Consider the following 18,890-nt stretch of genomic DNA (forward strand, 5'->3'; position numbering starts at 1 on the left):
GTGCACCTCCCCGAGGGGTCCGGCCCGACGGTCTGGGCCGTCTTCTTCGTCGTGGTGTTCCTGCGTGCCCAGGCGACGTACTGGATCGCCAGGGCGGTGACCCAGCAGGCCCTCGACCACACGGCACCGACCCACGGCTTCGCGCTGAAGGTGCATGCCTGGCTCGACGGTACGTCGGCCCGGCGCGGCCTCGACTCGTTGCGTCGGTGGGGCGCCCTCGCCGTCCCGCTCTCGTTCCTGACTATCGGCGCCCAGACCGTGGTCAACGCCGGCGCCGGCGTGATCCGGATGCCGGCCTGGCGCTACACCCTCGTGATGCTTCCGGGGTGCGCGGCCTGGGCGCTGGTGTGGACCACGATCGGGATCTCGGCGTTCTACGCCGCGATCGGCGCCGGCCTCTCGACCGAGTGGGGCGTGGTCGCTGCCGTGATCGTCGTGCTCGCCGCGGGACTGGGCATCGGGTTGCTCCGGCGCCGCGCCCGGCGTACCGCCTGACCGGGGGACCGGCTCGCTGCTCCGCTGGTTAGGCTGTGCGCCGTGAGCGAATCGATCGAGAAGTCCCTGGTCCTGGTCAAGCCCGACGGCTACCGTCGCGGACTCAGTGGGGAGGTGCTGCGCCGCATCGAGGCCAAGGGCTACGTTCCCGTGGCGCTGGCCGTCCTGACCCCGACCCGGGAGCAGCTCGCCGCGCACTACGCCGAGCACGAGGGCAAGCCGTTCTACGAGCCCCTGGTGGAGTTCATGTCCTCCGGCCCGGTGACCGCGATGGTCATCGAGGGCCAGCGCTGCATCGAGGGGTTCCGGTCCCTGGCCGGGTCCACCGAACCGACCGGCGCCCTGCCCGGCACCATCCGCGGCGACCTCGGCCGCGACTGGGGCCTCAAGGTGCAGCAGAACATCGTGCACGGCTCCGACTCTCCCGAGTCGGCCGCCCGCGAGATCGGCATCTGGTTCCCCGAGCTCTGATGCGCATCGCGGGAGCGGTCCTGGGATTGCTCCTGCTCCTCGCCGCGTGCACCTCCTCCGGCGACTCCGGCGATTCCGACGAACCACGCGCCGAACCCGGTGACCGCTGCCGGGGCGTCTCGCACGACGAGGTGCGCGGCCGGACGCCGTCGTACGGCGCGAAGCGGCTGCGCTCCTACCCGGTCGACCACGCCGTGTGTGCGGCGTACTGGATCGACCACGCCGACGACGGGTTCGTGCCGCAGGGCCTGGCCCTGCGCGGGCGTACGGCGTACGTCGGCGGCTACGGCTGGGTCGAGAAGCGCACCGATCGCGCCTGCCAGGTGGCGAAGGTCGACCTGCGCACCGGGCGCACGACCGGGTTCACGCCGCGCATCGAGGCCGACGTGTACGGCGGTCGCCTCACGTTCTGCCGGCACGGCGGCGGCCTCGAGCTGACCGACGACGGCCTCTGGCTGGCCGAGGCCGAACGCCTCTGGCTGCTCGACCCCGACCGCATCGGCCGCGGAGACCCCGTCGTGCGGGTCTGGCGGATCGAGCCCGGCATCAAGGGGTCGACACTGCTCATCCACGACGGGCGCCTCGGCTTCGCGACGTACGCCGCAGAGGGGTCGGGCCGGATGACGTGGTTCGCGCTCGACGACGTACGCCGACCCGGCGTCGACGACCTCCGCCACGCGGTCCGCGACGCGACCGACGCCGGGGTGACCGGGCGCGGTCGCGTGCCGAACCGGGTGCAGGGCATCACCGGCGACCGGACCGGGGTGTGGCACTCGTCCTCGCGCATCTCGTGCGGTGAGCTGCACGGCCCGCGTGGCCGCGAGGTCGCGTCGGTCCCCGGCGCCGAGGACGTGCAGTTCCGCGGACGCGACCTCTGGGTGGTCAGCGAGGCGGGCGCCGAGCCGTGGATCGACGAGGAGCGAGTGCCGATGCTGCTGCGGCTCGACCGGGCCACGGTGCTCCGCTCACGGTCGGCCTGCGACTTCTAGGCGACACGGCCTCGAACGGCGAGTGCGACGCTCGGCGGCGCGTTCAGCGCGCGTTCAGCCGGCACCCGTCACAATCGACCCCATGCGCGTGCTGGTGGTCGACGACGAGAAGCGGCTGGCCCGATCCCTGAAGGTCGGACTCGAGGCCGAGGGGTTCGCGGTCGACGTCGCGGCCGACGGCACCGACGGGCTGTGGCTGGCCCGCGAGAACGACTACGACGCGATCGTGCTCGACCTGATGCTTCCCGGCATCAACGGCTACCGGGTGTGCGCCACCCTCCGCGAGGAGGAGAACTGGACGCCCATCCTGATGCTCACCGCCAAGGACGGCGAGTGGGACCAGGTCGAGGGGCTCGACACCGGTGCCGACGACTACCTGACCAAGCCGTTCTCGTTCCCGGTCCTGGTGGCCCGTCTGCGCGCGATCATCCGGCGCGGCGCCACCGAGCGCCCCACCGTGCTCGAGGCCGGCGACCTGCGCCTCGACCCGGCGGCGCGACGCGTGTGGCGGGGCGAGACCGAGCTCGAGCTGACCACGCGGGAGCACTCGCTGCTCGCCTTCCTGATGCGGCACACCGGCGACGTGGTCTCCAAGACCCAGATCCTCGAGGCAGTCTGGGACGTCAACTTCGAGGGTGACCCCAACATCGTCGAGGTCTACATCCGCCACCTGCGGAACAAGGTCGACCGGCCGTTCGGGCGCGAGGCGATCCAGACCTTGCGCGGAGCCGGCTACCGACTGGCGGGCAACGGTGGCTAGCCGACTGGGCGGCCGGGCCTCGGTGCGCCTGCGCGCCACCGTTGGGGCGCTTCTGGTCGTGCTCGTGGCCCTCGTCGCCGGGGCAGCGTTGCTGGTCGTGCTGATGCGGCAGTCGCTGCTCGACGGTCTCGAGACGAGCGCCGAGCAGCGCGCCTCGTCGCTGGCCGACCAGATCGAGCAGACCGGCGTACCCGAGTCTCTCGGCGCCGACGAGCCGGGGGACGACGATGACGAGGACGACGACCCCGACGACGTCGTGATCGTGGTGCGCGGCCCCGACGGGTCCGTCGTCCTCACCTCACAGGCGGTGGCGGCCGAGCTGCCGGACGACGACGCTCGAGGCGTCGAGCTGCCGGGCAGCGACCACGACTACGTGGTGGCCGCGGAGGAGGCCGACGCCGACGAGGGGGACTACGTCGTCAGTGTCGGGATCTCCCAGGAGGACGCCGACGAGTCGACGTCCGCGCTGGTCCCGTTGCTCGGGCTCGGCCTTCCCCTCGTGCTGCTCGTGGTCGGCGCCACCACCTGGGTCGTCGTCGGCCGTGCCCTCGCCCCGGTGGACCGCATGCGCGGGCAGGTCGACCAGATCACCGGCGAGCATCTCAGCGGGCGGGTCGACGTGCCCGCATCACGCGACGAGATCCACCGTCTCGCACGCACCATGAACTCGATGCTGGACCGGCTCGAGACCTCGCGGGACCGGCAGCAACGCTTCGTCTCCGACGCCAGTCACGAGTTGCGCTCGCCCCTCGCCGGCATGCGCCAGACCGCCGAGGTCGTGATTTCGCACCCCGGTGCCATGCCCGAGGGCGAGCTCGCGGAGGCCGTGCTCGAGGAGTCCGCGCGCATGCAACGGCTGGTCGAGCAGATGCTGATGCTGACCCGCGCCGACGAGGGCGTGGCCGGCGGACCCGCCCGCGAGGTCGACCTCGACGACCTGGCCCTGGCCGAGGTCGACCGGGCCCGCCGGCTCGGGCAGCCGCGGGAGGTCCGCGTCGATGGCAGCGCCATCGCTCCGGGCCGGGTGCTCGGCGACCGGGCCGCCCTGGCGCAGGTGACCCGCAATCTCGTGGACAACGCGCTGCGCCATGCCCGCACCCAGGTGCGGGTCAGTGTGTCCTCGGACCCGGCCGGCGTCGAGCTGGTCGTCGAGGACGACGGCTCCGGGGTGCCCGAAGGGGAGCGCGAGCGCATCTTCGAGCGTTTCGTCCGTCTGGACGAGGCCCGGGCCCGCGACGACGGCGGTTCCGGGCTCGGCCTGGCCATCGTGCGCGAGATCGCCCGCGCCCACGGCGGAGAAGCGTCCGTCACCGCGTCCGCGCCAGGCGGCGCGCGCTTCGTCGTACGGCTCCCACGCGCCTGATCGCGCTCGCTCCGCGACGCGCACCCGGTGACTCGTTGGTGGCTGTTGGCTGTCCCTGGTCGGCGAAACAGCCAGCAGCCACCAATCTGCAGTGGATTTGCGCCTGATCGCCAGCCTGAAAGGGCCTTCAGGTGCGTTCAGCGTGGGTTCAGCGGCCCACTGACAGGCTCTTCTCATCGCTTGAAAATCAACGAGAGGACGAGTCCCATGAACGAGACACCCACCAACGAGACCGGCACCAACAACGACGAGGCAGCCGCCACCGGCACGCCCAGCTGGCGCAGCCGCCGGGTGCTGGTCCCGGCCGTGGCAGCGCTCGCGGTGCTCGGCGTCGGAGGAGTCGTGTGGAGCGCGTCGGCCGACGACGACCTCCGTGGCGACCAGCGTCACCGCGCCTCCCAGGTGGCGGTCGACACGGCCGGTGGCGGCAAGGTCACCGAGGCCGAGAAGGATGACGGGTTCTACGAGCTCGAGGTCACCCGCGAGGACGGCGCCGAGGTCGACGTACGTCTGGACAAGGACTACAAGGTGGTCGGCACGGAGACCGACGGTCCCGACGACGACCGGTACGACGACCGCGACGACGACGGCCGCACCGACGACGACCGTGATGGTGACCGTGACGCCGACGACAAGCCGCTGACCGCCGCCGAGGACACCGCGGCGAAGAAGGCCGCGCTCGCGGAGATCGGGAGCGGCAACGTCACCGACGTCGACCGCGATGACGACGGCGGTGCCGGACGCTACGAGGTCGAGGTGACGAAGGCCGACGGCACCGAGTGGAGTGTGCGGCTCGACAAGGACTTCACTGTCCTCGACAGCCATCGCGACGACTGATCTCTCTCCCACACACAGACACGGCGTGCGTCCCCACGGGATGCACGCCGTTCTGCGTCTGACCGCGGCTAGCGGCGGCCGCCGCCCAGCAGGCCGCCGAGCACGTCGGAGATGATCTTGCCCGCGCCGCCGGACGCGCCGCCGCCGATGGCGCCCTTGAGCACCTGCTCCAGCACGCTGCCGAGCACGGACTTGTCCTCGGTCTTGGAGGGGGCGGCGCCCTTCGAGGTCATCCGGGACGCCAGCCAGGACAGCACGATCGGCGCGAGGATGGGCAGCAGCTTCTTGACCAGGCCCGACGAGGCGCCGGTGCTGCCGAGCTGGTTGATGACCTGGTCCTGCTGGTTGCCGAAGATGTGGGCCGCGATCTTCTCGCCGTCTGCCGTGTCGACCCGGGACAGGTCGGCGGGGTCGCCGTCCTCGTGCTGGCCGAGCGCGTCGAGGAGCGACGCGGCGCCGGCCGGATCCTGGGCGTTGGCGTCGAGGCCGCCGATCAGGGCGGGCAGTGCGGCCCTGGCGGCCTGCTCCACGGCGGCCGGGTCCTCACCGAGATCGGCACTGATCCGGTCGAGGGGGAGGGAGGCCAGGAGGTCGTCGATGTCTGACATGGAGGCAACCTACTGCGCGGAGCCGCGGGTTGACCATGGCCTCAGTGAGCCGCAGTGTCAGCGGTGGTCCCGCGCCCGGACTGGCGGGTCACTGGCGGCCGCCGAAGCGCCAGTCGTGAACTTCCAGCGGTTCCCCGGCCAGGGACGGAAACGCCTTCTCGAACACCGCGTTCGCTGCGTCACGGTTCGGCGCGGGAGCGGCGACCGCGACGCCCCGGGCAGGACTGTGTTCGGCGTCCGCCTCCTCAAGGATCCCGCAGACCGCGAGCTCCCCGGCCACGCCCGGAGGGAGCTGCCACGACTCGCTGTCCTGCAGCGCGGCCGAATTCTCCGGACGGACCAGCATGAAGAACAACGGCAGGTCCACGGGCTGAGGAAACTCCCACATGGTGCGGCCGATGAGGTTGGTGAAGCGCCACACCGAGTGCTCGGCGTACGCCCCGGCCTGGTGGTACGGCTCGTCATTGATGAACGCCAGAACCGCTTCGGGGCTGGGCAGCTCCAGCACGTGGATGCTGCCCAACCAGGACTGTCGGTCGGGGCCCAACAGGGGGCCGCGCGCCGTCAGCGCGTCGGCGACCCTGTCGTAATACGCCCAGTGGCGCTCGTCGAGATCGTGGTCGTCGTCAGTCTCCGCAGCGAGGGCTGAGGCGCGGCTGTGGATGAGGTAGTCCATGCGGATCCTTGGTTGTCGGAGTCATGCGTCCGGAGAGCCAGGGGTCTGGCTCGTCGGCGACGGGCGTTCCGGGCTGCCCGCCGCGTAGCAGGCAGCGATCACCACCATGGTGCCCGGAGGTCCAAGTCCTACTCTGACTGCGGGCAGCCAACCGACCGGCCCGCCGGCCACGACCGCTGCGGGCCTGTTACCGCGTGTCCTACCGGGGAACGCCGGTCGCCGAACCTACCCTCGGATGCGGGCGTGTCGTGCGGTTGCGACACGCAACTTCCCCCACCTACCGCACACGAGCAAGGGTTTCGGATGGCGAACAGCCTCATCGGTCGCGACATGGCCGTGGACCTCGGTACGGCGAACACACTCGTCTACGTCCGCGGCAAGGGCGTGCTGCTCGACGAGCCGTCCGTGGTCGCCCTCAACTCCACCACCAATGAGATCCTCGCCGTCGGCCACGAGGCGAAGCGGATGATCGGCCGTACGCCGGACAACATCACCGCGATCCGACCCCTCAAGGACGGCGTGATCGCCGACTTCGACGCGACCGAGCAGATGTTGCGCTTCTTCATCCAGCAGGTGCACCGCCGTCGCTACTTCGCCAAGCCCCGCCTGGTGATCTGCGTGCCGAGCGGCATCACCGCGGTCGAACAGCGCGCCGTCAAGGAGGCCGGCTACCAGGCCGGCGCCCGACGCGTCTACATCATCGAGGAGCCGATGGCGGCGGCGATCGGCGCAGGGCTCCCCGTGCACGAGGCCACCGGCAACATGGTCGTCGACGTCGGCGGCGGCACCACCGAGGTCGCGGTGATCTCACTCGGCGGCATCGTGACCAGCCTCAGCATCCGCACCGCCGGCGACGACCTCGACCAGGCGATCATCGCGTGGATGAAGAAGGAGTACTCCCTCATGCTGGGGGAGCGCACCGCCGAAGAGATCAAGATGACCCTCGGGTCGGCGTTCCCGCTGCCCAAGGAGCCCGAGGCCGAGGTCCGCGGCCGCGACATGGTCTCCGGCCTGCCGCGCACCGTCGTGGTCTCCAGCGCCGAGGTCCGCCAGGCCCTCGAGGAGCCCTTGCACAACATCGTCGACTCGGTGCGCACCACGCTCGACCAGACGCCTCCCGAGCTGGCCGGCGACATCATGGACCGCGGCATCGTGCTCACCGGGGGCGGCGCACTGCTGCGCGGCCTCGACGAGCGGATCCGTCACGAGACCGGCATGCCGGTGCACGTCGCCGACGAACCACTCAGCTCGGTCGCCCTCGGCGCCGGCAAGTGCGTGGAGGAGTTCGAAGCCCTCCAGCAGGTGCTGGTCACCGACCCGCGGCGGTTCTGATGGAGCAACGCTGGAAGGGGTCCGACGGCCGCGAGAAGGGCAACCGTCCGTCCGGGTCCGTGGTCGTCGCGTTGCTCTTGGCCTGCGCCACGCTGATCACCCTCGACGCCCACGGCGGCCAGGACTCGCCCATGGAACCTGCCCGCCGAGTCGCCGGTGAGGCGTTCGGTCCCGTCGAGACGTTCACCGCGGGCGTCGTACGACCCTTCGCGGCCGTCCCCGACTACTTCGGCACCCGCAAGGACCTCCGCGAGCAGGTCTCCGAGCTCGAGGCCGAGAACGCCGAGCTGCGGCGCACCGTCGAGACCTCAGGGCTCGACCGCAACCGCCTCGCCGAGTACGACGGCCTCACGCGTGCGGCCGCCGACACCGGCTACGACCTGGTGCCGGCCCATGTCATCGCGGTCGGCTCCGGCCAGTCGTTCTCCCACACGGTGACCATCGACGCCGGCACCGACTCCGGACTCCACGCCGACATGACGGTGCTCAGCAACGACGGCCTCGTCGGCCGGGTCATCCGGGTCACCCGCACCACCGCGACCGTGCTCCTGATCGTCGACGCCGACTCCGTGGTCGGTGGCCGCCTGGCCTCGAGCATGGAGATCGGCTTCCTCGGCGGTCGCGGCATCATCGACAGCACCGGCCGCCTCGACCTCGACCTGATGGACGACTCCGTGGTCGCCAACGCCGGCGACGTCGTCACGACGTGGGGCAGCAAGGACGGCACGCCGTACGTCGCCGGCGTCCCGATCGGCCGCGTGGTCTCGGTGATCAACAGCCCGCGCGAGACCTCCCGACGTGCCGTGATCGAACCCTTCGTCGACTTCACCGCCCTCGACCTGGTCGGCGTCGTCGTACCCACCGGCTCCAGCTCCGACCGTGACGTGGTCCGCGCCGGACAGGGAGAGGACTGACATGACGCTGCTCCGTGGCCTCGTCGCCCTTGCCGTGGTGGCCTTCGCGACCGTGCTCCAGGTGAGCCTGTTCCCGCACTTCGCCTGGGACGGCATCGTGCCCAACCTCGCCCTGCTCGTGGTCGTCGGTGCCGCGCTGGTCCGGGGGCCGCAGTTCGCGGCCACCCTGGGCTTCGTCGCCGGCGTCCTGATCGACCTCGCACCGCCCGCCGACCACATCGCCGGGCGCTGGGCGCTGGCCCTGGTCATCGTCGGCTATCTCGCCGGCCGGGCCCGCCAGGACATCCGCCCCACCGCGGTCGTCACCGTCCTGACTGTGGCCGCCGCGTCGTTCGTCGGGTCCTCGATCTTCGCCCTCTCCGGGCTGCTGCTGCGCGACCCCGTCGTCGGCGTGTCCGACATGCTCGAAGTGATCCTGGTCGCCGTGGTCTGGGACGTCCTGCTCACGCCGTTCGTGCTGCCACCGGTGATGCTGCTGTTCCGGCGGCTCGAGCCCGCCCAGGTGGCCTACTGATGGCGTCGAGCACGGGGGAGCGCAGCCGCCTGCGACTGATCGTGGTCCAGGCCCTGGTGCTGAGTCTCTTCGTCACCCTGTTCGCCCGGCTCTGGTACCTCCAGGTCGCCGCCGGCGAGGTCTACCAGGCCAAGGCCGCCTCGCAGTCGATCCGCGAGATCGTGCTCCAGCCCGACCGTGGGCTGATCGTCGACGCGCAGGGCCGCCCACTGGTCGCGAACCGCAGCTCGTGGGTGATCTCGCTCGACCGCACCACGCTCGGCAAGCTGCCCGAGGACCAACGCCTCCAGCTGATCCGCCGGGTGGCGAAGGCCACCGGCGCCAAGGTGTCCGCCGTCAAGGCGCGCCTGGTCAACTGTGGCGACGCCGACGCCGTGGTCGGCACGTGCTGGAACGGCTCGCCCTACCAGCCCGTGCCGATCGCCGCCGACGTCAAGACCCGGGTCGCGCTGCTGATCAAGGAGCAGGCCGAGGACTACCCCGGTGTGCTCGCCCAGCAGGAGTCCGTGCGTGCCTACCCCCAGCCCTACGGCGTCAACGCCGCGCACATCCTCGGCTACCTGAGCCCGATCACCGAGGGTGAGCTCGACGAGGCGGAGGCCGACGACGACATCTCGGTCAACGGCGCCTCACGCGTGGGACGGGCCGGGGTCGAGAAGGAGTACGACGCGTTCCTGCGCGGGATGCCCGGCTACCAGCGGGTCGAGGTGAACTCCATGGGTGCGGTGATGAAGGAGCACAGCCTCGACGCCGGCACGCCGGGCGACACCCTGGTCACCTCGATCGACGCCAAGGTGCAGGCCGTGGCCGAGCAGCAGCTGGCCGAGACGATCAAGACGGCGCGCAAGACCTTCGACGAGGTCTCCGGCAAGAACTACGTCGCCGACTCCGGCGCCATCGTGGTGATGGAGGCCCGCACGGGTCGACTGGTGGCGATGGCCAGCCAGCCGACGTACGACCCGTCGGTGTGGGTCAACGGCATCACCCAGAAGCAGCTGGCGCGGCTCTACTCCGAGCAGGCCGGCACCCCACTCCTGTCGCGGGCCACGCAGGGCCAGTTCGCCCCCGGCTCGACGTGGAAGCCGATGATGACCGCCGGCGCCCTGACCCACGGCTACACGACCGACACCCGGCTGAACTGCTCGTCGGCCTTCCAGGTCGGCAACCGCGCGTTCAAGAACTACGAGTCCGGTGCCTACGGGTTCATCGGCTTCGACAAGGCCCTCGAGGTCTCGTGCAACACCTTCTTCTACCGCGTCGGCTACGACTTCTGGCGCCGGTTCGGCTCCGACGTCTCCGACGTCAACGCCAAGGACCCGTTGGTCGAGGAGGCCAAGAAGTTCGGCTTCGGCTCCACCACCGGGCTCGACCTCCCCGGCGAGGCGTCGGGGCGCATCGCCGACCGCAAGTGGAAGCGCGCCTACTACGAGTCGATGAAGGACTACTACTGCGGCCTCGAGAAGAACCCGCCGAAGGACGCCAGCTCGTTCCTGCGCCGGTTCGCCCACGAGTTCTGCGTGGAGGGCTACGCCTACCGCGCCGGTGACGCGGTGAACTTCGCGATTGGCCAGGGCGACACGATCGTCACCCCGCTCCAGCTGGCCCGGGCGTACGCCGCGATCTCCAACGGCGGCACGCTCTGGAAGCCGCGGGTCGGCAAGGCGATCGTCGACCCCGCCGGCAACCTCGTCCGCCGGATCAAGCCCGAGAAGCAGGGGCAGGTCAAGGTGCCCAAGAGCGTCCTCGGCTACATCGACAACGCGCTGAAGGGCGTCACGCGTCAGGGCACGATGGCTTGGCGGATGGGCGGCTTCCCGCTCGACGAGGTGCCGATCCGCTCCAAGACAGGTTCCGCCGAGGTCTACGGCAAGCAGTCGACCTCATGGGTCGCGTCGTACAGCGGCGACTACGTCGTGGTGATGATGGTCTCGCAGGGCGGCACCGGCTCGGGCACCTCCGGGCCCGCCGTACGCAAGATCTGGGAGACGCTCTACGGCATCGACGGCGAGGCCGTGAAGCGCGACCGGGCCGCGATCCCCGGAGTCGTGGCCGGCAAGGAGCTGCCGGTCTTCGCCCAGGACGGCAGCGTGCTGCCGCCCAGGAAGAAGGACTAGGCCATGTCTCCCACACGGCAATCGCCGGCTGCGCGCAGGGCGCCGGGCCTTGACTGGATCCTGATGGCCGCGTCCATGGCGCTGGTCGCCCTGGGCTCGTTGCTGGTCTGGTCGGCCACCTCCCACCGCGACGGGCTCACCGACGGTGACCCGACGACGTACCTCAAGAAGCAGCTGGTCAATGTCGCCATCGGCATCGTGCTGATGGTGATGGTGCTGGCCACCGACCACCGTTGGGTGCGGATCGTCGCGCCGTTGATCTACTTCGCGTCGGTGATCGGGCTGGTGCTGGTGCTCGTCATGGGCAGCACGATCAACGGGTCGCGCTCCTGGCTGATGCTGGGTGGCATGTCGATCCAGCCCTCGGAATTCGCCAAGCTGGCCGTGGTGATCGGCATGGCCCTGCTCGTCGCCGAACGCTCCGAGGGGTCGTGGCGTCGCAAGGTCGGCACCGGCGACGTGGTCGGCATGCTCGCCATCGCCGCCGTACCCGCCGCGCTGATCCTGCTGCAGCCCGACCTCGGCACCATGCTGGTGCTGACCGCCACCGTGTTCGGCGTGCTGGCGATCTCGGGTGCACCGCGCCGCTGGCTGGCCGGCCTGCTGGGCGCCGGCGTGGTCGTGGCGTGGGTGGCCGTGGCGGCCGGGTTCCTGAAGGACTACCAGATCGACCGGTTCATGGCGTTCACGAACCCCGAGCTCGACCCGCGCGGGGCCGGCTACAACGTCGAGCAGGCCCGCATCGCGATCGGCAACGGCGGAGTCTTCGGACAGGGCCTCTTCGACGGCTCCCAGACCCGCTCCGGCTTCGTGCCCGAGCAGCACACCGACTTCATCTTCACCGTCGCCGGCGAGGAGTTCGGCCTGGTCGGCGCCGGCGTGCTGATCGCACTGCTGGGCGTCGTCGTGTGGCGCAGCCTGGCGATCGCGATGCACTCCGAGGACATGTTCGGGCGGGTGGCCGCGGCCGGCATCGCCTGCTGGATCGGCTTCCAGGCGTTCCAGAACATCGGCATGTGCCTGGGCATCATGCCGGTCACCGGTGTGCCGCTGCCGTTCGTGTCGTACGGCGGCTCGTCGATGTTCGCCGGCATGCTCGCGCTGGGCCTCTTGCAGAACATCCACCTGCGCTCGACGGCCTCACTGCCGACCCGGTTCGTCACTCCGCGCTCCCTCGTCTCCCGCTGAGTTCGCCGTACCGTCGCGAACCGTGTGTTCTTGATGCGCGAGCCTGCAATTGTTGATGCACGAACCGCGTGCTCTTGCGTCGCGAGCCTGCAATTGTTGATGCGCGAACCGGTGGTTCTTGCGCTCGGCGCGGGGCCATCCGGGTGCGTCAGGGGCCGACCGACCGAGGGGTGCCCTCGACCCCGGCTCGTCGGGCGACGGCCACAGCCGTCAAGGTCGAGTGCACCTCGAACTTGTGCAGGATGCTCTGGACGTGTGAGCGGACGGTGTTCGCCGCGATGCCCAAGCGCAGGGCGATCTCCTTGCGGGAGAGACCGTCGACCAGGCAGCGCAGGACGTCGAGCTCGCGCTCGGAGAGCCGTCGGATCGCGTTGTCGTCGTCGGCCTCCCTGGTGCCCCAGGCCGGCAATGATGCGCAGACGGTGGTCAGGAGACGCCCGGGCACCCGGGTCTGGCCGTCGGCCACCGCACGGATCGCCTCGACCAGGCTCTCGGCGGAGCCGGTCTTGGACACCCACCCACGGACCCCCGAGCGGAGCGCTTCGAGACCGCGGTGGTCGGCGTCCATGCCGGTGACCAGCACCACCTGCAGTGCCGGCCACGAGGCGAGCAGGTCCCTTGCCAGCTCCAGGCCGTCCTCCTGCTGCAAGTAGAGATCGAGGACGACGAGGTCGACGGGCTGGTCCCGGAAGAGGGCCCACGTCGCGGCGGAGTCGCGTGCCGTGCCGACCACCACGAGGTCGGGTTCCGTGCCGAGGCGGCTTGCGATTGCGTCGCTGAAGACCCGATGGTCGTCCACGATCGCGACCCTGGTTCGTGTGGACACGGTTCCACCTTCCGCCTCAGATGGCTTGGCGTGAACCTCCGAGCGGGCCATCGTCGGCTGCGTCATCGGGGGGAGACCAGGTCACGGCCCCACCCCGCGAGTGGGCAGGCCAGGTGACTGAGGAGGAATGGGCGGTGAGCAGGGCGGCGGCCTGGAGTCGTGAGTGGACGCCGAGCTTGGTGAGCACGCCCTGCACGTGCGTGCGCGCGGTGCTCGCACGCACCCCGAGTCGGGTCGCGATCTCGGCAGTGCTCAGTCCGTCCATGAGGCAACCCAGAGCGTCCCACTCGCGAGTGGTCAGGAAGCGCAGCTGCCAGAGCGGATCCGGGCGGATCGCATCGCCGTGCCCGGCCCCGTGCACCAGGTCGGGGTCCACCGCCAGGTGCCCGGCTCCGGCTCGCTCGACGTACGACACGATGTCCGGGAAGGGCCTTCCCTTGCCGACGAAGCCGCTGGCGCCCTCGCGCAGGGCCCGGGCGACCGAGGTGTGCTCGGTCCAGCCGGACATGATGACCACCCGGGTGGTCGCGCTCGCAGCCAGCAGCGGACCGATCAGGTCGAGACCGCTGCCGTCCGGGAACCCGATGTCCAGCAGACACGCGTCGGGGGCGTGGGTGCGCACGGCCTCCAGGGTCTGCCGGCGCGTTGTGGCCAGGGCGAGCACCTCGTGCCCATGGTCCGTGAAGCCCAGGGCCATCGCCTCGAGCAGCAGGAGGTGGTCGTCGCCGAGGACCAGCCTCATGACGCCACCGGAGACGAGGCGGCGTGGGCGAGACCGATGCGGGCGACCATGCCCCCGTCCGGGTGCGGCCGCAGGTCGAAGGTGCCGTTGCACGCGGCGATCAACGCCCGGGTGAGGGCCAGCCCGAGGGAGGTCCGCTCCGGCACCCACCCCAGACCCGGGCCGTCGTCCCGGACCGTGACGATGACCCGCTCTGCCTCCCGGTCGACGGTCACCGCGACGGCGCCGTCCGGTCCAGCCGCTCGTACGGCGTTGTCGACCACGCAGGAGAGAGCGCGGGTCAGGGCGGTCGGACGCGCGAGGCACCGAGGCGACGATCCCTCCACACTCACCCGGCAGCTGGACGTGGCAGCAGACGCCGCCACGACCAGGGAGGCACAGGCAGCCACGTCGAGCGCGGCGACCTCGTCGTCGGCAGCGTCGACGAGCACCTCGTCCACCAAGCGGGCAAGCCAACGTGTCTGGTCGGAGATCAGCCCGAGCCTGCGGAGCAGGTCGCCGTCCGCGGTGTCGCGAGGAGAGGGGGAGGCGAGGGCCAGGATCGCGGCCAACGGTTGCCGCATGTCGTGGCACAGGCCGCGCACCGGGTCGACGTCGGGCTCGTGCGACACCCGACCTCTCGTCGTTGTCGTGGTCATGCGTGTCCCTCCGCCGGCCCGGAGCCGAGGTGGGCAGCATCCGCCGGAACCACAGGCGGTTGATCCCTACAACCTATGGGCGCCCACAGCCGACGGACAATAGTCACATCGGACCATCGATCCGGGGTGCTGCGTCACCCGTCTGCGGTAGGTGCGGGCGCGCCCTCCCTGGCGGCCACGAGCCGGCGGCCGGCCAGGAGTCCGGCGTCGTAGAGCAGGTCGAACTGGTGGAACTCGAGCAGGCCGGCTCCCATCGAGGGCAGGGTCACCACGGTCGCACCGGCCGCGAGCGCGCCAGCTGCCGCACCGCCGCTGCCGATCAGCATGGTCCTCAGGAGGGTCTCGCCGAGTGAGGGAGTGCGCAGGGCTCGGTCGTTGCGTGTGGCACCACCGCTCTCGGTCGAGCCCCCCATCCCCACGTTGGCCGCGATCACCGGGCCCTCGTCCCGCTCGAGCAGTGCCCCCGTGGGCAGGTTGGCGAGCACGCCACCATCGACCAGCAGCCGACCGTCGAGCTGCACCGGCGGGAACAGTCCCGGCAGCGCGGACGTGGCCATCAGGGCATCGACGACGCTTCCTCGTCGGTGCACCACCACCTCACGTGCGAGCAGGTCGGTGCTGACGCACCGGAACTGCGCCGGCAGCTCCTCGATCGTGGTCTCGCCGAAGCTGCGGAGCAGTGCGGCCCGTTGGCGGTCGCCCTTGGCCAACGACACCCGCGGCACCGTGTAGTCCGAGAACGGCTTGCGGCGCACGAACTCGGCGTACACGATCTCGCGCATCTCGGCTGCGGACCGGCCGGACGCGTGCAGGCCCGCGAGGACCCCACCGATGCTGCAGCCCGCGATCCGGTCCACGACGATACCGGCTTCCTCCAGTGCCGCCAGGAGGCCGACATGGGCCAGTGCGCGGGCGCCTCCTCCGGCGAGCACGAGGCCGAGGGAGCGACCGGTGATCCGATCGGCCAGGGGGCGCAGGGCACCGGGGACCAGGTTGTCGACGGCGGTCACCTGCCAGGCGTCGGTCGCCCGCGCCCACCCGGAGCGGTCCTTCCCGGTGGGTCCCGGGCCGACGAGGACCAGGTCGGGCCCGGGCGGCAGCTCGGGCCGCGGTTGCTCGGGCCGCCGGTCGCCGCTGCAGACGGCGACGACCTGGTCGGCCTGCCGGACCGCCCGGGCCCACCACTCCGGGTCGGTCCCCGGGTCCTCGGCGACCAGGAGGACGCAGGGGTTCGTCCGTTCGGCACGGGCGAGCGACTCGTCGTCCAGTGGGCCGGTCAGCTCGACGGCGAGGTGCGGGACGAGACAGGAGCGGATCCCCTCGGCCACCTCGCGCGACGGGGCACCGCGATGCAGCCCGACGACGGCGACGGTTCGTGAGCCACTCTGGCCGCGCACGGGTACGGCGGGGTGCGCCAGCTGACCGGCCAGGACCGTGGCCACCGCGCGCCCCGCGCCCGGCGCGTTGTCCATCACCTCGCGCAAGGCCCGAGGCCGCAGCCGCAGGAGCACGGAGTCGCGTCTGGCCTTGACGGTGGCGCTCCGGTCCGAGTCCGTGAGCAGCGCGAGCTCCCCGAGGACCGCGCCCGGGCCGAGCAGCCGGAGAGACCTCCCGGCGACCGAGACCTCCAGCCGTCCGGTGACCACCGTGTACGCCGCGTCCGCCGGGTCGCCGGCCCGGAACAACACGTCGCCGGCCGCGAGCAGGACCCGCTCGGACGAGGCCTCCAGGTCTGCTCGGGCCTCCGGGCCGAGCCGGGAGAGGAGGGAGTCTGCCTGCCCCACCGTCCCGGTCGACACCTCGTCCCCGGCGCCGTCGGCACCGGGCTCGGGAACCGTGATCACGAGCCCCCTCCCGGCCGTGGCGAGGAGGTCGTCGGCGCCGGTCGCCTCGCCCTCGTGCCGCCCCCCGAGCGCGAGGCTGACCACGGCACAGGCCGCGAAGCAGGCGGCCGCGAAGAGCCACCCGTGGCGGAATGCCTCCACGGCCTCGCCAGGGCCCGGCGTACCGATGATGGCCACGAGCGCGGCGATGCCGAGCACGCCCCCGAGCTGCCGGAGGCTCGCGTTGACCGCCGACGCGGTCGCGTAACCACCTCCCGGGACCGAGGCGAGGGACGCGCTGCCCAGGATCGGCAGGGTGGCCCCGACGCCGATCCCGCTGAGCACCTGCCCGGGCAGCCACTCGGACACGAAGCGCGGCTCGACGCCGACCTCGAGCGCGTACCAGACGTAGGCGGCAGCCCAGAGGATCGCGCCGGGGATCACGACCAGTCGGTACCCGTGGGACTGTGCGAGCGGTCCGAGCACGCCAGCGACCACGGCGGCCACCAGGGCCGCCGGGACCAGTGCCAGCCCTGAGGTCAGCACGTCGTAGCCCCAGACGTACTGCAGCCAGAGCACGTTGGTCAGCAGGTAGGCGTAGAAGCCCATGCCGGCGATCGTCGATGCGGTGTTGGCGACGACGAAGCCACGCACCCGGAGCAGGTCGCGGTCGACGAGCGGGGAAGGATGCACGCGCGAGCTGGCGACGAAGGCGGCGGTGGCGACCACGGCGCCGACCACGCACAGGAGGACGCCGATGCTGGTCCAGCCCCAGTCGTTCCCGGTCGTGATGGCGGTGGTCAGCAGGGCGAGGGCGACCGCGAGGGCGAGGGCGCCGCGCAGGTCGGGCACCTTGCGACGTCCCGGGCTGCGGCTCTCCACGAGGCCCCGCCGGGCCGCCACGATCGCGAGGAGCCCGAACGGCACGTTGACCAGGAAGGCCCAGCGCCAGTTGCCCCACTCGACCAGCGCGCCCCCGATCGGTGGACCGAGCCCCGCCGCCGCCGCGGCGCTGGCCCCCCACAGGCCGACCGCGTGGGCCCGCCGCGCAGCGGGGAAGGCCTCCACCACCAGCGCCAGGGACGCCGGTACCAGCATCGCGGCCCCCAACGCCTGCAGCCCGCGGGCCACCAGCAGCCACGGCACGGATCCGGCGACCGCGCACAGCACCGATGCCGCCACGAAGAGCGTGAGCCCGGCGATGTAGAGACGGCGGCGCCCGAACAGGTCGGCCAGGCGTCCGAAGACGACCATGGCCGCGGCCAGCACGATGTTGTAGACGTTGAGGACCCACGACAGCTCACTGATGGAGGTCCCCGGAAAGGACGCGCGAATGCTGGGGAACGCGATGTTCACGACCGTCACGTCGAGGAAGGCGAGGAAGGCGCCCATGGCCGCGACGAACAACACTGTCCCCTGCGCCAACCGGCTCGTTCCTGCCGCGTCCGAGGCCGACTTCAGGTGCACTGTCACTCGTGTTCCCCTTCCCAGTCCGAAGGCTAGAGAGCACCGACGAGGGCGTGCTCGGTCAGCGGTGCTAGTACATCTGGGGGAGGTGACGGGCGTGCCGGCGTACGCCATTCTGAGCATGCGCCCGGCGGGGTTTGGGGCCAGTCTGGAGACGGTGCCCAATCCCGACCAGAACAGGCGACGCCCATGTCCCGACACTCAGCTCGTCGTCCACTCCGCCTCATGGCAGTCTTCGCGCTCGTCGTGGCCGCGACCCTGACCGGTGTGGTGTCGCAGTCTGCTGTCGGCGGCCAGTCGAAGGGCTCCCTCGTGGTCGTGGCGGTCAACGACGCCGGCACGGGCCTCGCCGGTGCCGTGAAGGGGCGCCCCTTCTCTGTCGTCGTGGAGGCGCGCGACCCCCAGGGCGTCCCCTTGCCGGTCACCAAGGCGACCACCGTCGTCCTGTCGGAGCAGTCCGGCCCGGGCGCGCTGTCCGGGAGGCCGAGCGGGGTGATCCCGAGGGGCGGGTCCCGCACCACGATCACGGCGACCTACTCCGCCTTCGGCAACGGCGTCGTCCTGGACGTCGCCGTCTCCTCCGGGGTCGACCTGGATCCCGGAGGGGCGACCATCGACGTCGCCGCCACGGCCGTACGCGCCGGCGGCACGCCGGGTGCACCGACGACGGTCACCGACCCGGGATGCGCCGTCCCGACCGCCACCGCCCCGGTCTGCGGCTACCTTCAGCTGCCCAACGGCGCCAACGGCCAGATCCTGATGTCCGTGGGCGCCTGCACCGGCATCCTCGCCTGCATCACCGACCCGACGAACCAGGCCGGGTTGGTCACCGCCGCCGTCGACCTCAAGGACGGGTCGGGCGCGCCGCTCTACACGAAGGTGGCGCCCGCGTCCTTCGTGATCGGCTGCGACAAGTCGCTGTGCGGCAAGGGAGGCGTGGGGCAGTTCCCGCTCCTGGTGGACGTGACGAACCAGGGAGCGTTCGCCCAGGCCCCGCAGTGCCCGGCCAAGGGACGACTCGGCGACGACCAGACCGTGTGCCTCGACGCGGTGCAGAGCAACCGCGACGGCGCGGGAGACCTCTTCAGCGTGCTCCTCTTCGACTTCGACATCCGCGCCAGCCACCCGTGACG

The 18,890-nt window shown here is 71.3% G+C and carries 18 protein-coding genes; 12 read left to right on the forward strand and 6 right to left on the reverse strand.

The window, feature by feature from the left end:
- The 6 genes from ASD66_RS22290 to ASD66_RS22315 all read left to right on the forward strand — a co-directional run bounded on the left by ASD66_RS22290 (window position 1) and on the right by ASD66_RS22315 (window position 4,915).
- Window positions 1-495, forward strand: a complete 495-nt coding sequence (locus tag ASD66_RS22290) for a VTT domain-containing protein (protein WP_056892266.1) — start codon at window positions 1-3, stop codon at window positions 493-495.
- A 42-nt stretch (window positions 496-537) separates the two neighbouring features.
- Window positions 538-966 (forward strand): nucleoside-diphosphate kinase, encoded by a 429-nt coding sequence (ndk, locus tag ASD66_RS22295; RefSeq protein WP_056892267.1) that lies wholly within the window; start codon window positions 538-540, stop codon window positions 964-966.
- Window positions 966-1,955 (forward strand): hypothetical protein, encoded by a 990-nt coding sequence (locus ASD66_RS22300; RefSeq protein ID WP_056892268.1) that lies wholly within the window; start codon window positions 966-968, stop codon window positions 1,953-1,955. The genes ndk and ASD66_RS22300 overlap by 1 nt, the downstream gene beginning before the upstream one ends.
- A gap of 82 nt (window positions 1,956-2,037) precedes the next feature.
- The gene (locus ASD66_RS22305) at window positions 2,038-2,715 is read left to right on the forward strand and encodes a response regulator transcription factor (RefSeq protein ID WP_056892269.1); all 678 of its coding nucleotides are present in this window, start codon (window positions 2,038-2,040) and stop codon (window positions 2,713-2,715) included.
- Window positions 2,708-4,078: a sensor histidine kinase gene (locus tag ASD66_RS22310; protein ID WP_056892270.1), complete on the forward strand. Its 1,371-nt coding sequence runs from the start codon at window positions 2,708-2,710 to the stop codon at window positions 4,076-4,078. The genes ASD66_RS22305 and ASD66_RS22310 overlap by 8 nt, the downstream gene beginning before the upstream one ends.
- A gap of 207 nt (window positions 4,079-4,285) precedes the next feature.
- Entirely contained in the window at window positions 4,286-4,915 is a 630-nt protein-coding gene (locus ASD66_RS22315) for a PepSY domain-containing protein (RefSeq protein ID WP_056892271.1), read from the forward strand.
- Window positions 4,916-4,983: 68 nt separating this feature from the next.
- On the opposite strand, the gene ASD66_RS22320 is transcribed toward ASD66_RS22315, so the two are convergent.
- Window positions 4,984-5,523, reverse strand: a complete 540-nt coding sequence (locus ASD66_RS22320) for a DUF937 domain-containing protein (protein WP_056892272.1) — start codon at window positions 5,521-5,523, stop codon at window positions 4,984-4,986.
- A gap of 88 nt (window positions 5,524-5,611) precedes the next feature.
- Window positions 5,612-6,199 carry a YciI family protein gene (locus tag ASD66_RS22325; RefSeq protein WP_056892273.1) on the reverse strand — a complete coding sequence of 196 codons (588 nt, stop codon included), beginning with the start codon at window positions 6,197-6,199 and terminating at the stop codon, window positions 5,612-5,614.
- Between the two features lie 303 nt (window positions 6,200-6,502).
- On the opposite strand from ASD66_RS22325, the gene ASD66_RS22330 reads away from it, so the two are divergent.
- The 5 genes from ASD66_RS22330 to rodA are packed head-to-tail and all read left to right on the forward strand — an operon-like array spanning window position 6,503 to window position 12,261.
- Window positions 6,503-7,531 (forward strand): rod shape-determining protein, encoded by a 1,029-nt coding sequence (locus ASD66_RS22330; protein ID WP_056675856.1) that lies wholly within the window; start codon window positions 6,503-6,505, stop codon window positions 7,529-7,531.
- On the forward strand, window positions 7,531-8,445 hold the full coding sequence (gene mreC / locus ASD66_RS22335; protein WP_056892274.1) for a rod shape-determining protein MreC: 915 nt from the start codon (window positions 7,531-7,533) through the stop codon (window positions 8,443-8,445). Before ASD66_RS22330 ends, mreC begins: the two co-directional genes overlap by 1 nt.
- 1 nt (window position 8,446) lies before the next feature.
- A complete protein-coding gene (gene mreD / locus ASD66_RS22340; protein WP_056675861.1) occupies window positions 8,447-8,959 on the forward strand; it encodes a rod shape-determining protein MreD in 513 nt (170 codons plus the stop codon).
- Window positions 8,959-11,073, forward strand: coding sequence for a penicillin-binding protein 2 (mrdA, locus tag ASD66_RS22345; protein WP_056892275.1), 2,115 nt, complete (start codon window positions 8,959-8,961; stop codon window positions 11,071-11,073). Before mreD ends, mrdA begins: the two co-directional genes overlap by 1 nt.
- Before the next feature lie 3 nt (window positions 11,074-11,076).
- Window positions 11,077-12,261 carry a rod shape-determining protein RodA gene (gene rodA / locus ASD66_RS22350; RefSeq protein ID WP_056675867.1) on the forward strand — a complete coding sequence of 395 codons (1,185 nt, stop codon included), beginning with the start codon at window positions 11,077-11,079 and terminating at the stop codon, window positions 12,259-12,261.
- 148 nt (window positions 12,262-12,409) lie between these two features.
- On the opposite strand, the gene ASD66_RS22355 is transcribed toward rodA, so the two are convergent.
- The 4 genes from ASD66_RS22355 to ASD66_RS22370 all read right to left on the reverse strand — a co-directional run bounded on the left by ASD66_RS22355 (window position 12,410) and on the right by ASD66_RS22370 (window position 17,763).
- Window positions 12,410-13,087 carry a response regulator gene (locus ASD66_RS22355; RefSeq protein ID WP_056892276.1) on the reverse strand — a complete coding sequence of 226 codons (678 nt, stop codon included), beginning with the start codon at window positions 13,085-13,087 and terminating at the stop codon, window positions 12,410-12,412.
- A 16-nt stretch (window positions 13,088-13,103) separates the two neighbouring features.
- Complete coding sequence (locus tag ASD66_RS24600; protein WP_056892277.1) at window positions 13,104-13,829, reverse strand: response regulator; 726 nt, start codon at window positions 13,827-13,829, stop codon at window positions 13,104-13,106.
- The gene (locus ASD66_RS24605; protein WP_156388847.1) at window positions 13,826-14,467 is read right to left on the reverse strand and encodes a sensor histidine kinase; all 642 of its coding nucleotides are present in this window, start codon (window positions 14,465-14,467) and stop codon (window positions 13,826-13,828) included. The genes ASD66_RS24600 and ASD66_RS24605 overlap by 4 nt, the downstream gene beginning before the upstream one ends.
- A gap of 134 nt (window positions 14,468-14,601) precedes the next feature.
- On the reverse strand, window positions 14,602-17,763 hold the full coding sequence (locus ASD66_RS22370; RefSeq protein WP_162254304.1) for an MDR family MFS transporter/patatin-like phospholipase family protein: 3,162 nt from the start codon (window positions 17,761-17,763) through the stop codon (window positions 14,602-14,604).
- A 219-nt stretch (window positions 17,764-17,982) separates the two neighbouring features.
- On the opposite strand from ASD66_RS22370, the gene ASD66_RS22375 reads away from it, so the two are divergent.
- Window positions 17,983-18,888 carry a hypothetical protein gene (locus ASD66_RS22375; protein ID WP_056892280.1) on the forward strand — a complete coding sequence of 302 codons (906 nt, stop codon included), beginning with the start codon at window positions 17,983-17,985 and terminating at the stop codon, window positions 18,886-18,888.
- Window positions 18,889-18,890 lie beyond the last annotated feature (2 nt).

It is taken from the genome of Nocardioides sp. Root151, from assembly GCF_001427925.1.
In the GTDB taxonomy this organism is placed as follows: Bacteria; Actinomycetota; Actinomycetes; order Propionibacteriales; family Nocardioidaceae; genus Nocardioides.